12 protein-coding genes are annotated in these 14,947 nt (G+C 62.6%); 4 read left to right on the forward strand and 8 right to left on the reverse strand.

Annotated features, from left to right (window positions below; translation table 11 throughout):
• Window positions 1–64 precede the first annotated feature (64 nt).
• Together AOG28_RS04605 and AOG28_RS04610 are read right to left on the reverse strand one after the other, a co-directional pair.
• Window positions 65–877 carry a tRNA-(ms[2]io[6]A)-hydroxylase gene (locus AOG28_RS04605; protein ID WP_082388264.1) on the reverse strand — a complete coding sequence of 271 codons (813 nt, stop codon included), beginning with the start codon at window positions 875–877 and terminating at the stop codon, window positions 65–67.
• Between the two features lie 16 nt (window positions 878–893).
• Entirely contained in the window at window positions 894–1,388 is a 495-nt protein-coding gene (locus tag AOG28_RS04610; protein ID WP_082388266.1) for a DUF1289 domain-containing protein, read from the reverse strand.
• 420 nt (window positions 1,389–1,808) lie between these two features.
• On the opposite strand from AOG28_RS04610, the gene acnB reads away from it, so the two are divergent.
• On the forward strand, window positions 1,809–4,412 hold the full coding sequence (gene acnB / locus AOG28_RS04615; RefSeq protein ID WP_054555498.1) for a bifunctional aconitate hydratase 2/2-methylisocitrate dehydratase: 2,604 nt from the start codon (window positions 1,809–1,811) through the stop codon (window positions 4,410–4,412).
• A 143-nt stretch (window positions 4,413–4,555) separates the two neighbouring features.
• On the opposite strand, the gene AOG28_RS04620 is transcribed toward acnB, so the two are convergent.
• Window positions 4,556–5,176: a porin family protein gene (locus AOG28_RS04620; protein ID WP_082388268.1), complete on the reverse strand. Its 621-nt coding sequence runs from the start codon at window positions 5,174–5,176 to the stop codon at window positions 4,556–4,558.
• A gap of 424 nt (window positions 5,177–5,600) precedes the next feature.
• Between AOG28_RS04620 and rraA the strand changes: the two genes are divergently transcribed.
• Complete coding sequence (gene rraA, locus AOG28_RS04625; protein ID WP_043331314.1) at window positions 5,601–6,101, forward strand: ribonuclease E activity regulator RraA; 501 nt, start codon at window positions 5,601–5,603, stop codon at window positions 6,099–6,101.
• Between the two features lie 91 nt (window positions 6,102–6,192).
• On the opposite strand, the gene AOG28_RS04630 is transcribed toward rraA, so the two are convergent.
• Both AOG28_RS04630 and ppsA read right to left on the reverse strand, forming a co-directional pair.
• The gene (locus AOG28_RS04630) at window positions 6,193–7,485 is read right to left on the reverse strand and encodes a dicarboxylate/amino acid:cation symporter (RefSeq protein ID WP_200906734.1); all 1,293 of its coding nucleotides are present in this window, start codon (window positions 7,483–7,485) and stop codon (window positions 6,193–6,195) included.
• 383 nt (window positions 7,486–7,868) lie between these two features.
• Window positions 7,869–10,256, reverse strand: coding sequence for a phosphoenolpyruvate synthase (ppsA, locus tag AOG28_RS04635; protein ID WP_043331316.1), 2,388 nt, complete (start codon window positions 10,254–10,256; stop codon window positions 7,869–7,871).
• Between the two features lie 394 nt (window positions 10,257–10,650).
• On the opposite strand from ppsA, the gene ppsR reads away from it, so the two are divergent.
• Both ppsR and ppnP read left to right on the forward strand, forming a co-directional pair.
• On the forward strand, window positions 10,651–11,484 hold the full coding sequence (ppsR, locus tag AOG28_RS04640; RefSeq protein WP_043331317.1) for a posphoenolpyruvate synthetase regulatory kinase/phosphorylase PpsR: 834 nt from the start codon (window positions 10,651–10,653) through the stop codon (window positions 11,482–11,484).
• A 121-nt stretch (window positions 11,485–11,605) separates the two neighbouring features.
• A complete protein-coding gene (ppnP, locus tag AOG28_RS04645) occupies window positions 11,606–11,893 on the forward strand; it encodes a pyrimidine/purine nucleoside phosphorylase (RefSeq protein WP_043331318.1) in 288 nt (95 codons plus the stop codon).
• Window positions 11,894–12,007: 114 nt separating this feature from the next.
• Here the strand turns inward: ppnP and AOG28_RS04650 are convergent, their stop codons facing one another.
• The 3 genes from AOG28_RS04650 to mmsB form a co-directional block, all read right to left on the reverse strand.
• Entirely contained in the window at window positions 12,008–13,387 is a 1,380-nt protein-coding gene (locus tag AOG28_RS04650; protein ID WP_054555500.1) for an MATE family efflux transporter, read from the reverse strand.
• 120 nt (window positions 13,388–13,507) lie between these two features.
• Window positions 13,508–13,921, reverse strand: coding sequence for a rhodanese-like domain-containing protein (locus AOG28_RS04655; RefSeq protein WP_054555501.1), 414 nt, complete (start codon window positions 13,919–13,921; stop codon window positions 13,508–13,510).
• A gap of 62 nt (window positions 13,922–13,983) precedes the next feature.
• Window positions 13,984–14,898, reverse strand: coding sequence for a 3-hydroxyisobutyrate dehydrogenase (gene mmsB / locus AOG28_RS04660; RefSeq protein ID WP_054555502.1), 915 nt, complete (start codon window positions 14,896–14,898; stop codon window positions 13,984–13,986).
• Window positions 14,899–14,947 lie beyond the last annotated feature (49 nt).

A 14,947-nucleotide genomic window follows, 5' to 3' on the forward strand; every position in this document is an offset into this window, starting at 1 on the left:
AAAGTCGCGAACGAAACGCCAGCCCTGCCACGGCGCCGGTGATCCCCTGTCCTTGATCCTTGCCTTAGTCTCTCGTGCCTTGATCCATCGCGTCCCGACCCACCCTGGCCGAGGCGCGCGCTGCCCGTCGTGCACTCGGCTGACCACTGTGGAAGCGGAAGACAGCGTCGGGGGTTTCGATCAGCTCTCGTTCCACTTCACGTAGCACCGCGAGACGGGGTTCCAGTGGTTCATTGGTGTATTGCTCCGCCAACATGAGGTAATCCTCATAGTGACGTCCTTCTGACTTAACCAAAGTGCGATAGAACTTTGCAAGCTCTGGTTCCAGATACGGGATGAGGCGCGCGAAGCGCTCACACGACCTTGCCTCTATCAGGGCGCCGATCAGCAGGATGTCCACCAGGCGTTGCGGGTCTTCGTCCCTGACCTGCTGGCGCAGGGCTTCGGCATAGCGCGAGGCCTTGATATGCCGATAGACGATGCCCCGCTTCTCCATCAACCCAACCACCTGCTCGAAGTGCAGCAGCTCTTCGCGCGCCAGCTGTGACATCTTGGTCAACAGCAGTGGCCGGTTCACGTAGCGGTACATCAGGCTCATGGCGGTGGAGGCGGCTTTCTTCTCGCACTGCGCATGGTCGATCAGCAAAAGCTCCGGATTCTCAAGCGCCGCCTCGACCCAGCTCAGGGGCGTCCTGCAGGGCAGGAAGGCCAGCAGCGACGCCGGCAGCAAGACATCGGTATCTTCATCGCTTGGCCCCTGGGACGCTGCGATCACGCGCGCCCCAGCCTCACTCTCGCCATACTGGCCAGCATGAACATCATCATGCTGCTTGCTCTGCTCAGGCGCAATCACATTGCGCTCGGTCACGTCGGTCATTGAATTCATTGTCACGTCAGTCTTTTGTCTCGCTCGCTTGCGTCTGCTGCTGACTGACAGGAGACACCTCAACGACGGAGTTCATATCATTATCGGCACGCTTTGCCGCTTCCACCATGATTTCATCGTTTATATGGGCAAAAAGCTGTTCGGGCTCAAGTTCTCGCGCATGGGCCAGCGGTGCGATGCCATATGCCGACAGGTCCTTGATGCGGGTGCGCCCGACGCGCAGCAGCTCAACGGCGCGAGACAGCGCCGACTGATCGGCACGGAAACGGATGCGATGGCGGGTCAGCTGCTCGGCCAGCATGGCGTCATCGGCGACGCGCAGCCAGCGGGCGGCGACCTGACTGCGCAGCTCGTCCAGTGCCAGCATGCGCTCGGCGCGCTGGTCACTGTCATAGCCGAACCAGGCCAGGATCTCATGATCATGACGCTGGCAGCCGCGACAGACGCTATCGCCGACCGTAGTGGAGCAGACACCTACGCAAGGAGAAAGAATACGGCTCATGTTGCCCTCGGGGGAGGCGGAAAATGTGATTCGGGGTAACCCCCATCATACCGTGCGTACCTGAGGGCCGACAGCATCGCGCCGTCGGTGCCCAAAGAACCTCTTGTCAGCACCGCGCTGGGCGTCATCAGCGCGTCATCAGCGTTGCCGCATAGTGTTTGCTCAGCGTGATTTCCTGACAATCAGATGAAATATCAGAATGTTATGCCGTAATAGGCGACCAAAGTCTCAGCCCCCGCCACTGGGCGCTCCTTAACATTGTCGACAAAGTTGAGTAGACTCGCATTCGCCCCGTAGCGCCTGATTCGCTCGCAATAAGACGCTTGAATTACCCGCAAGAAGCCTCGAGGTGCCCCGCCCTGCGTCTTCAAGACGACTGGCCCGCGCATTTCGACACGATTACAGATGAGGGTCTCCCACGTGCTTGAAGCCTACCGTCAACAGGTTGAAGAACGCGCCCAGCAGGGCATCCCGGCAAAGCCGCTGACTGCCGAGCAGACCGCAGAGCTGGTCGAACTGCTCAAGAATCCGCAGGCCGGTGAAGAAGAGTTCATCCTCGATCTGTTCACCAATCGCATTCCCCCGGGTGTTGATGAAGCCGCTTACGTCAAGGCTGGCTTCCTGACCGCCATCGTACGTGGCGAAGCCGCTTCTCCGCTGATCGACAAGACACATGCCGTCAAGCTGCTCGGCACCATGCAGGGCGGCTACAACATCGCCACGCTGGTCGAGCTGCTGGACGACGAAAGCCTGGCCAAGGAAGCCGGCGAACAGCTCAAGCACACCCTGCTGATGTTCGACGCCTTCCACGATGTCGCTGACCGCGCCAAGGCCGGCAACGCCGTCGCCCAGGCCGTGCTGCAATCCTGGGCCGACGCCGAATGGTTCCTGTCCAAGCCGGCACTGGCCGAGAAGATCTCACTGGCCGTCTTCAAGGTGCCGGGCGAGACCAATACCGATGACCTGTCTCCGGCGCCTGACGCCTGGTCACGTCCGGACATCCCGCTGCACGCCAACGCGATGCTCAAGAACCCGCGTGAAGGCATCAACCCGCAGGAAGATGGCGTCGTCGGCCCGCTGGCCCAGATCGAGGAAGTGAAGGCCAAGGGCTTCTCGGTCGCCTACGTCGGTGACGTGGTCGGTACCGGTTCCTCACGCAAGTCCGCCACCAACTCCGTGCTGTGGTTCTTCGGCGACGACATCCCGTTCGTGCCCAACAAGCGCGCCGGCGGTTTCTGCATCGGCAACAAGATCGCGCCGATCTTCTTCAACACCATGGAAGATGCCGGCGCCCTGCCCATCGAGATGGACGTCGAGAAGATGGCCATGGGCGATGTCATCGACATCTACCCGTACGAAGGCAAGGTCTGCCGTCACGACACCGACGAAGTCATCTCCACCTTCTCCCTCAAGACTCAGGTCCTGCTGGACGAAGTGCGTGCTGGCGGCCGTATCCCGCTGATCATCGGTCGCGGTCTGACCGACAAGGCGCGTACCGAGCTGGGTCTGGAGGCGTCTGACGTCTTCCGCCTGCCGGAGCAGCCGAAGGACACCGGCAAGGGCTTCACCCTCGCACAGAAGATGGTCGGCAAGGCCTGCAACCTGGAAGGCGTGCGTCCGGGCATGTACTGCGAGCCGAAGATGACCACCGTCGGCTCCCAGGACACCACTGGCCCGATGACCCGCGACGAGCTGAAGGATCTGGCATGTCTGGGCTTCCAGGCCGACCTGGTGATGCAGTCCTTCTGCCACACCGCTGCCTACCCGAAGCCGGTCGACGTCGAGACTCACCACACCCTGCCCGACTTCATCATGAACCGCGGCGGCGTCTCCCTGCGTCCGGGCGACGGCATCATCCACTCGTGGCTGAACCGCATGCTGCTGCCGGACACCGTCGGCACCGGTGGTGATTCCCACACCCGCTTCCCGATGGGCATCTCCTTCCCGGCGGGTTCTGGCCTGGTGGCCTTCGCCGCCGCCACTGGCGTGATGCCGCTGGACATGCCGGAATCCATCCTGGTGCGCTTCAAGGGCGAACGTCGTCCGGGCATCACCCTGCGTGACCTGGTCCACGCCATCCCGCTGTACGCCATCAAGCAGGGCCTGCTGACCGTCGACAAGGCCAACAAGAAGAACGCCTTCTCTGGCCGCATTCTGGAAATCGAAGGTCTGGAAGATCTGACGGCCGAACAGGCATTCGAGCTGTCCGACGCCTCTGCCGAGCGTTCCGCCGCCGGTTGTACCATCACGCTGTCCGACGAGAGCGTGACCGAGTACCTGACCTCCAACATCACCCTGCTCAAGTGGATGATCGCCAACGGTTACGGCGATGCCCGTACCATCGAGCGTCGTATCGCGGGCATGGAAGAGTGGCTGGCCAACCCGAGTCAGATGCGTGCCGACAAGGACGCCGAATACGCCGAGATCATCGAGATCGACCTCGCCGAGATCGATCAGCCGGTGCTGTGTGCGCCGAACGACCCCGACGATGCCCGTCTGCTGTCCGACGTCGCCGGTCAGAAGATCGACGAAGTCTTCATCGGCTCGTGCATGACCAACATCGGTCACTTCCGCGCCGCAGGCAAGCTGCTCGAGAAGCAGCCGGCCGGTAGCCTGAAGACCAAGCTGTGGCTGGCACCGCCGACCAAGATGGACCAGCACCAGCTGACCGAGGAAGGCTACTACGGCATCTACGGCCGTGCCGGCGCGCGCATGGAAATGCCGGGCTGCTCACTGTGCATGGGTAACCAGGCACGTGTGGCTGCCAAGTCCACCGTGGTGTCCACCTCCACGCGCAACTTCCCGAACCGTCTGGGCGATGGCGCCAACGTCTTCCTGGCCTCTGCCGAGCTTGCAGCCATCGCGGCCGTGGTCGGTCGTCTGCCGACCGTCGAGGAATATCAGGGCTACATGGGCGAATTCGATGCCATGGCAGGCGAGATCTATCGCTACCTGAACTTCCATGAGATCGAAGAGTTCCAGAACGCCGCTTCCAACGTGATTCCGGTCACCCAGGAAGCCTGATCAGGCGGGGAGTCATGCGCCACTGCATGACTCCCCTCTGACAGCAGCACTGGCGTCATGACAGACAACGAAACGGGCCGCCCCTCAAGGGACGGCCCGTTTTTTCATGCCTGCGACAAGCTCAGTGGTGCAAGCGCCCTGCCTCAGAACTTGTAGCCGACCGAGGCGGTGAAGGCATCCACCTGATAATCGCTGTCGAAGTCATAGCGCTCGTACTCGGCACGGATCAGGAACGGGTCCAGATTGACCTGCGCACCGGCGCCATAGACCGGATCAAAGCCGTCGTTGTCCTTCAGATCGACGCTGGAATTGCCCAGATTGCCATCGACATCGGTTTCCCACTTGGCCATCCCCGCCTTGGCGAACAGCGAGAAGTACTGACCGATGGGCAGGATACCCACCACGTTGACACCGTAGGCCTTGGACTCGAGATCGGTATTGCTGAAGTCATTGCCCTTGAGCTGGACAGTCCCCAGGTCGGTGTAGAAGGCCTCAGTGGCGAAGTACGGGTTGTACTGATAGCCCACGAAGGCCTTGTAGACGTTGTCGTCATCATCCACATCGAAGTCATCGCTGCCGGATTCGATGAAGTCACCGGCTTCATCGGAATCATCGTTCTCAAGGCTGGAGAAGCCGGTACCGGCACCGATGTAGAGCCCGTCGCTGGCATTGCCTGCCGCCTGAGCATGACCACTGAGCGCCAGAGCGAGAGCGGCGAAGGAAACGGTAGCCAACGGGGCGGCCAGAAGACGTGACTTGCTCATGTATTGCTCCTTGATCCAATGGGCGGCACAGGCAGCTGCCGGCCAGGTACTGACGGCAAGACCGCGCCTGTCATGGGTTGCAGGAGCATCGTGGTAGATATAGAACAGTGTTTCAAGAGTGGCGTTTTGACTACTTGTGACGTCGCAAGCCGGCAACATCGCCTGCCGATGCCCTTTTGCACCCCTCTCGGCCAATCACCAGCTGGGCTGACTACCAGCCCAGCTGATCACCTAAACGTCTAGCCACCAGTCCGCTTGCCCACCAGCCAGCCTGTCGAGCCACTGGCGTCGCATTGCCGCCAGGCCTTGGTAGAGATGCAAAGCCCTGGCGTATCGGGCATTCTCGGGGTTGTGGCATTGCAGCAATCAAAGCGCTCCGTCCCTCAAGCGGCCTGCCTCGGCCGCCCAGCACAAGGAATCCGACATGACGCATCCCATCTCCACCCCCGACCTCTGCGATGAGTTCCCCGACGTGCAGGTGCTCGAGCCACTGTTCATCAACTACGGCGGCGTCGAGTCCTTCGGCGGCGAAGTCGTGACCATCAAGTGCTTCGAGGACAACTCGCTGGTCAAGGAAGCCGTCGCGGAGCCCGGCGCAGGCCGCGTCCTGGTCGTCGATGCCGGCGGCTCGATGCGCTGCGCCATGCTGGGCGACATGCTCGCCGAGCAGGCCGCCAAGAGCGGCTGGGCCGGCGTGATCATGTATGGCTGCATCCGCGATGTGGATGAGATCCACGCCACCAATCTCGGCGTGCAGGCACTGGGCTGCTACCCGCGTCCCAGCATCAAGCGCGGCGAAGGCCAGCGCGATATCCCGGTCACCTTCGCCGGCGTCACCATCGTGCCGGGCGACTATCTCTACGCCGACAACAATGGCGTCATCACCGCCAAGGAAGCACTGATCCGTACCCAGCCGACTCCCTGAGTCGCCGTCTCGCGCCGCGGTGCACGCCGCAATGAAAACGCCCCCGCAACCAGGCAGGTTGCGGGGGCGTTTCGCGTTCAAAGTCGCGGACTCAGCGAGTGCTGGCGGGCTCAGCGTTGGATGAGTCGGTCTGTGAACCGGCCTGAGCACTGGCCTGAGAGGCCGCAGCCGCATCGTCGGCACGTGCGAAGCGGTCCACCACGGCGGCGCAGGCAGCGTCACCGGTGATGTTGAGCGCGGTGCGCGTCATGTCGAAGATACGATCCAGCGCGAACAGCAACGGCAGGCCTTCGATGGGGATACCGGCAGCCAGCAGCACGGCGACCACCAGGAACGACGGCCCCGGCACGCCGGCCTGACCGATGGCACCCAGAGTCGCGGTGAACACGATGGCGGCGTAGGCGGAGAAGCCGAGGTCGACATTGAAGACCTGGGCGAAGAACATCGCCACCAGCCCGTAATAGATGGCATTGCCGCTCATGTTGATGGTCGCGCCCAGCGGCAGCACGAAGGCAGAGGTGGCGTTCTTGAGGCCCAGCTCCTTCTCGCAGACTTCCATGTTGACCGGCAGGGTCGCCATGGAGGACGCCGTGGACAGCGCGACGGCCTGCGGCTTCTTCATCACGGACATGAAGCGGCCCAGCGGCACGTCAGAGCCGAACTTGACCACCAGCGGGTAGAACACGAAGCCGTAGATGAGGATGGCGCCCATGTAGACGAGGAACAGCTTCATCACCAGCGTCAGTACATCGAAGCCGAAGGTGCCGACGGCGTCCGCCATCAGGCCGAAGACGCCGATCGGCGCGATCAGCATCACCACGTTGATCATCCACACGAAGGCTTCAATGACGGTGTTCAGGCCTTCGATCAGCGGCTTGCCACGCTCGCCGGTCTTGGACAGGCCAATGCCGAGGAACAGGCAGAACACCAGAATCTGCAGGATATTGGCATCGGTGAGTGCCCCGAAGATATTGGTCGGCACCATGCCCAGAATGGTGTCCATCACGCCCGGTACGCTGCCCTTGTCAGCGTAGGCATTGGAGAACATGCCCTTGGCGCTTTCCAGGTCCACCCCGCTGCCCGGCTGGAAGACATGCCCCATCACCAGCGCCAGCATCACGGCCACGGCAGAGGTCAGCATGAAGAAGGCGAAGGTGGAGATACCGATCTTGCCGGCAGAAGGGCTGTCGCCCAGATTGGCGGCTCCCGACACGATGGAGACCGCGATCAGCGGCACGACCAGCATCTTGATCAGGTGAATGAACAGCTCACCCAGTGGCGCGAACATCGAGGCGTCTTCGCCCATGTACGCCCCGACACCTGCACCCAGGATCATGGCGATGACTACCTGGACGCCGATGTTTTTCCATAAAGACTGTTTCACGTTACGACTACCTTGGATTGTGTCTGAAAGGTCGGTTGTTGCGTGCCACCGCAGTGCTGGCTACCGGTGAGGCCTGCCGTCATTGCCACCATGGATATTGTGGTCAGCGGGGTGGCTGGGATTATAAATGACTGCCTTTTTTACATAAGGTAGAAAGATAATCATTTAGTCGCGCAATCGAGATCATTTTGTTGCCATTTGTTACTAACTGACGTCTTTGTGCTGCTTTCTCCCCCATTGGTCTAATGCCAGAGCTGACCAATCATTCAGGTTTCAGGCACGAAACGAAAAGCGCCCACCGCACGTTGAGTGCGATGGGCGCCCTGGGTGACAACGACCGTCTGCGCCTCAGCGCGTCAGGTCACCATCCTGGGAAGCCTGGGTTACACCAGCTCCTTGTCCGCCAGCATGAACCAGGTTTCCAGCACGGAATCCGGGTTGAGGGAGACGCTGTCGATGCCCTCTTCCATCAGCCACTTGGCCAGCTCCGGATGGTCCGACGGGCCCTGACCACAGATGCCGACGTACTTGCCCTGCGCCTTGCAGGCACGGATCGCCATCGACATCAGCTGCTTGACCGCCGGATTACGCTCATCGAAGAGGTGAGCGACGATGCCGGAGTCGCGATCCAGCCCCAGGGTCAGCTGGGTCAGGTCGTTGGAGCCGATGGAGAAGCCATCGAAGTGCTCGAGGAACTGATCCGCCAGCAGCGCGTTGGTCGGCAGCTCGCACATCATGATGACGCGCAGGCCGTTCTCGCCACGTACCAGACCATTCTCGCCCAGCAGCTTGATGACCTGCTCCGCCTCGCCGGTGGTGCGCACGAAGGGCACCATGATCTCGACGTTGGTCAGCCCCATCTCGTCACGCACGCGCTTGAGGGCACGGCATTCCAGATCGAAGCAGTCGCGGAAGGTATCTGACACGTAGCGCGAGGCACCACGGAAGCCCAGCATCGGGTTCTCTTCGCCCGGCTCGTACATCTTGCCGCCGATCAGGTTCTCGTACTCGTTGGACTTGAAGTCCGACATGCGCACGATGACCTTCTGCGGGTGGAAGGCGGCCGCCAGGGTGGAGATGCCCTCGACCAGCTTGTCGACGTAGAAGTCGACCGGGCTTGCGTAGCCGGCGGTGCGCGCATCGATGGTCTGCTGCAGATCGATGGGCAGGGTGGCGTAGTCGAGCAGCGCCTTGGGGTGCACGCCGATCATGCGGTTGATGATGAACTCGAGGCGCGCCAGGCCCACACCGGCATTCGGCAGACGCGAGAAGCTGAAGGCGCGGTCCGGGTTGCCGACGTTCATCATGATCTTGAACGGAATCTCCGGCATCTCGTTGACGCTGGTGACGGTGCGATCGAAGTTGAGGATACCGTCATAGACATGACCGGTATCGCCTTCGGCGCAGGAGACTGTCACTTCGCGGCCTTCGGCCAGCACCGAGGTCGCGTCGCCACAGCCGACCACGGCCGGAATGCCCAGCTCACGCGCGATGATCGCCGCGTGGCAGGTACGACCGCCACGGTTGGTGACGATGGCGGAGGCGCGCTTCATGACCGGCTCCCAGTCCGGATCGGTCATGTCGGTGACCAGCACGTCGCCGACCTGCACCTTGTCCATCTGCTCCGGGTTGTCGATCACGCGCACCGCACCCTGGCCGATTCGCTGGCCGATGGCACGCCCGGTGACCAGAGTGCGACCCTTCTCGCGCAGCTGGAAGCGCTCGAGGTTGCCGCCCTCTTCCTGGCTGACGACCGTTTCCGGACGCGCCTGGACGATGTAGAGCTTGCCGTCGTCACCATCACGCGCCCACTCGATGTCCATCGGACGCTGGTAATGCTTCTCGATGATCATGGCCTGGCGCGCCAGTGCCTCGACATCGGCATCGCTGATGCAGAAACGGTGGCGGTCCGGCACCGGCACGTCGACGGTCTCGACGGAGCGACCCGCACTGGTGTCGTCGGTGTAGACCATCTTGATCAGCTTGGAGCCCAGGTTGCGGCGCAGTACCGCCGGGCGGCCAGCGGCCAGCGTGGTCTTGTGGACGTAGAACTCGTCAGGATTGACCGCGCCCTGCACCACGGTCTCGCCCAGGCCCCAGGAGCCGGTGACGAAGACGGCGTCGCGGTAGCCGGATTCGGTGTCCAGGGTGAACATCACGCCGGAAGCGGCCGTCTCGGAACGCACCATCTTCTGTACGCCGGCAGACAGCGCGACCAGTGAGTGATCGAAGCCCTTGTGCACGCGGTAGGAGATGGCGCGGTCATTGAACAGTGACGCGAACACCTCGTGAACCGCACGCTTGATGTTGTCGAAGCCTTCGATGTTGAGGAAGGTTTCCTGCTGACCGGCGAAGGAGGCATCCGGCAGATCTTCCGCGGTGGCGGAGGAGCGCACGGCGACCTTCAGGTTCGGGTGCCTGGCCTGAAGCTCGGCATAGGCACGTTCCATCTCGGCCTCGAAGGCCGGCGGCAGCGGCGTGTCGATGATCCACTGACGAATCTCGGCACCGACGCGCGCCAGTTCGACCACGTCGTCCACATCGAGGGCATCGAGGGCGGCATTGATACGCTTGTCGAGGCCTTCGTGGGCCAGGAATTCGCGATAGGCATAGGAGGTAGTCGCAAAGCCGCCGGGCACGGTGACACCGGCATCGGCCAGATTGGAGATCATCTCACCGAGCGAGGCGTTCTTGCCGCCAACGCGATCAACATCGTTCATGCCGAGCTGATCGAAATCGACGACGTATTCGGATGTGGCTTGCTGTGACAAGGGAACCCCCTGGTACCAATGGATGGAAACGAATGACCGATGGAGGACGATGAACCGCCTTCCGTTCAGCAATGACGCCACCCTAACAAGCTCTCTCTAGTATTAGCCATTGGTCTAACCGGCTAGTCAGTGGAGGAGGACTACAACCCTGAGCCTGTTTCAGACGTTCTGTCGCCATCGTCGGCGAACATGTCGACAAGCCAGAAACGGCCGCTACAGGAATGTAGTCATGCGGCGCTTTTGTAGAGAACGGGAACACGGGATTTCTCATATCGCGCCACTGGCCCTGTGCCGGATATTGCAAGCTCGACAGTGAACACCGACACTTGGGGTCTTCACGGGCAACAGCCTGAGCGGGCTGGTGTCTTCGATTCGTTCTTCACGAGTGCCCGTCATGACCCGAACCGCCTTCTTCATTTCCGATGGCACCGGCATCACCGCCGAGACACTGGGACGCAGTCTGCTCGCCCAGTTCGAGAATACCGACATCCGCATGGTGACCAAGCCCTACATCGATTCGGCCGAAAAGGCGACGGCACTGGTCAAGGCCATCGAGAGCGCGCATGCCAATGACGGCGAGCGCCCGATCATCATCGACACCATCGTCGACCAGAACATCCGCGACATCATCTCCGAATCCTCCGGCTTCAAGGTCGACATCTTCTCGACCTTCCTCAAGCCGCTGGAAGAGGAACTGGACACCCACTCGTCCTACAGCGTCGGCAAGACCCACTCCATCGGGCAGGACGACGTCTACATGAATCGCATCGATTCGGTGCATTTCGCCCTCGACAACGATGATGGAGCGCGCACGCATCAATACGACAAGGCCGACGTCATCCTCATCGGCGTCTCACGTTGCGGCAAGACGCCGACCTCGCTGTATCTGGCGCTGCAATTCGGTATCCGCGCCGCCAACTACCCGCTGACCGAGGATGATCTGGACGAGTCCGGCACCCTCAAGATGCCCGCTTCACTGGCGCAATATCGTCACAAGCTGTTCGGGCTGACCATCGACCCGCGCCGTCTGGCCGCCATCCGGACCGAGCGTCGCCCCAACAGCCGCTACTGCTCGATCGACCAGTGTCTGCAGGAAGTCGAGCAGACCGAGGCACTCTTCCGCCGCTCCAAGGTGCCCTACATCGATACCACACGTTTCTCGATCGAAGAGATCTCGACACGCATGATCGCCGAGACCGGCCTGGCACGCCGCTTCTCACCGCGCTGACCCCGACGCCAGATCATCACAAGTCGAACACAACAACACACGTCGACCACGACGACAGACATCGACCACGACGACAGACATCGACCACAACAACACCGCTACTCACCCAGGAAATCCTCCCATGTTCAACACCAACCACTACTTCGACGGCCAGGTGGCCTCCATCGCCTTCCAGAGCGCCGACCTTCCTGCCACGGTCGGCGTGATGGCCATCGGCGAATTCGTGTTCGCCACCAGCCAACGCGAATACATGACCCTGATCAGCGGCGACATGCAGGTACTGCTGCCGGGCGCGGAAGAGTGGTATCAGCTCGCCGCCGGCGAAAGCTTCATCGTCGAAGCCAACCAGAGCTTCGAGGTGCGCACTACGGTCGAATCCGCCTACCTGTGCAAGTACGAAGACGCTTAAGGCACTGGAAAACAGCCGCCCAAGGCACTGAAAGCCAGACATGAAAAAGCCGCCGTCCCCTCTCGGGTCACGGCGGCTTTTTTTCGTCACGACGACTGTCTCTCGCTACCAGGCTCAGGCGCGCTGCCTGAGGACCGAGCGCAGCGCCAGATAACTGATGCCGCCCATCAACAGGTAACTTGTCGCTACCCCGGCAAAGATGCCGATCACGCCATACAGGGCGCCGCCCAGCCAGGCCAGCGGCACCAGCAAGGCGAACAGACGCACCAGCGAGAGCACCATCGCGCGGCGCGGCTTGTGCAGCGCATTGAGGCTGGAATTGGCGAGAATGATCACGCCCTGGGCCCCGAGGGCGGCGGGAATCAGCCATAGATAGGTGCTGACCAGCCCCGCGACCTCCTGGCTCTCGGCGAAACGCGCCGCGATCCACTCACCGCCCAGCCCGAGCCCCAACCAGACCACCAGCTGCCAGGCGAGAATGAAGGCCAGCACGCCGTGGATGGCGCGCCACACACGCTTCTGCTGCCCGGCACCGTCGTTCTGGCTGATGAAGGGCGACAGCGTCATGGACAGCGCCAGCACCAGAATCAGCGCCAGCGACTCGATGCGCGAGCCGATACCGTAAGCCGCCACCGCCGCGTGACCATGCTGACTGACGATACGCGTGACCAGCGCGGTGGCAATCGGCGTCATCACGCTGGTCAGCGCGGCAGGCAGGCCGATCGCCCCTACTTCACGCCATGACGTCACCAGCCGCGTCACGCTCAGGTGACGGAAATCGAGCCGCGCGCGCAGCAGTGGCAATGCCAGCAAGCCCAGCGTCATCGCCAGCCATGACAGCACCGTGGCCAGCGCCGCGCCCGCCACGCCCATGCCCTGCCAGTCACCGATGCCGAAGATCAGCAGCGGGTCGAGCAGCGCATTGAGCACCCCCGCCGCCGCCATCACCAGCGAGGGCACCAGCGTATTGCCCTCGGCGCGCAGCACGCTGCCCAGCACACGCGGCAGCAACACGAAGGGCGCGCCGAAATACCACACCTGCATGTAGTCGCGGATATGCGGCATCAGGGTGTCATCGGCCCCCAGCAGCCCGAACAGCGGCTCGATGCTGGCAAGCCCCAGCACCAGCATCACCAGCCCCAGCAGCAGCCCCAGCAGACTGGAATCCGTGGTGCGCGCCTTGACGGTCTCGAGCTCGCCTCGCCCCAGCCGACGCCCCACCACTGCGGTGGTGCCGATGGACAGACCGATGGCGATGCTGATCACGCCGAAGGTGACCGGGAAGGTCATGGTCACCGCCGCCAGCTCCGGCGTGCCTAGCTGGGCGATGAACCAGGCATCCACCAGGTTGAACAGCATCATGGTGACGATGCCGCCGATCACCGGCCCCGTCATGCGCGCCAGCGTCGAGGCGATCGGGTCACGCACCAGATCGCGCGTGCCACGCCGAGACGAGGCACGTCTGGGGGTGGCAGGGGTATCAGGGTCAGACATACAGGCTCCGGACAGAAAACGACCCCGACCGGCGAGGCGCCAGCGGGGTCGAACAGTGTAAAGCATCAGCGTGTCAGGTGAGGGGCAACGCTGGAACGCGCCGAGCCTCCCCGCGCTGCGTCAGTTGCCCTGCATGAAGGGCGAGACGACCTCTCCCCCCGCCTCACGCCAGGCCGCGAAGCCGCCACCCAGATGGGCCACCGGCCCGAAACCCATGTCCTTGAGCGACTTGGTGGCCAGTGCCGAGCGCAGCCCGCCGGCACAGAACAGCACATAGCGCCCTTCGCGCGCGAAGTCGGCGCGGTGATAGGGCGAGGCAGGGTCGACCCAGAACTCCAGCATGCCGCGCGGCGCGTGGATGGCGCCGGGGATACGCCCTTCGCGCTCCAACTCACGCACATCGCGGATGTCCACCAGCGTCAGCGGCGTGCCGCCGGTGCGGGCCTCTTCCAGCGCCTCGCGCAGCTCGCGGGGCGACAGGGTCTCGATCTCCGTCTCGGCGGCGGCCACCAGCTCACTGACCGGTCGAATCATGGGGTGCTCCTTGCAGATGATGTTGTCCTCGGGTGCATGTCAGCGGCTGACTGCGTGATAGCTCACGCATCCGCCTCGCCACAGCGATAGAAGCGCTGGATGCTCGAGAAATCGAGACGGCCTGCGCCCTGGGCGGCATGCTGGACGAACAGATTACGCGCCTGGGAGCCCATTGGCACCGCCGATTTCGAGCCCAGCGCCATCTCCCAGGCAAGGCCAAGATCCTTGGTCATCAGATCGACCAGGAAGCCGCCCTGATAATCATTGGAGGCCGGCGCGGCTTCCATCACGCCAGGCCAGGGGTTGTAGACGTTGAGCGCCCAGTTGCCGCCGGATGACTGCTTCATCACCTCCGAGAGCACGGCCGGGTCCAGTCCGTTCTTGACCCCCAGCGCCAGCGCCTCGGCGGTGCCGCTCATCAGGATGCCCAGCAGCATGTTGTTGCAGATCTTGGCGACCTGACCGCTGCCGGCCGGGCCTGCGTGGAACAGATTCTTGCCCATCACTTCCAGCAGCGGCTCGGCACGCGCATAGCCGTCGGCCTCGCCGCCGACGATGAAGCTCAGCGTGCCGGCACGTGCACCACCGACCCCGCCGGACACCGGGGCGTCCATGAAGGTGATACCACGCTCGGCGGCGTGGCGCGCGACCAGACGGGCATCATCCGGCGCGATGGTCGAGGCGTCGATCACCAGTACCGAGGCGTCGAGCGCAGCCAGGAGGCCACCCGCACCGTCTTCCTTGTCACCCAGATAGAGCTTTCGCACGTGCTGACCGGCCGGCAGCATGCTGATCAACACCTCGACACCCTCGACGACCTCTCCGGGAGATGCCGCACGGGTGGCGCCCGCCTCGACCAGCTCGTTCATGGCCGACTCGACCAGATCGAAGACCCTTACCGCATGGCCAGCCTTGACCAGATTGAGGGCCATGGGGCCGCCCATGTTGCCGAGCCCGATGAAACCGATGGATGTCATGGCAATGCTTCCTCGTGAACAGGTTCTTGTTGTCATTGGCGTCCGGCGA

The sequence above is a fragment of the Cobetia sp. UCD-24C genome (assembly GCF_001306765.1).
GTDB classification, from domain to species: domain Bacteria; phylum Pseudomonadota; class Gammaproteobacteria; order Pseudomonadales; family Halomonadaceae; genus Cobetia; species Cobetia amphilecti.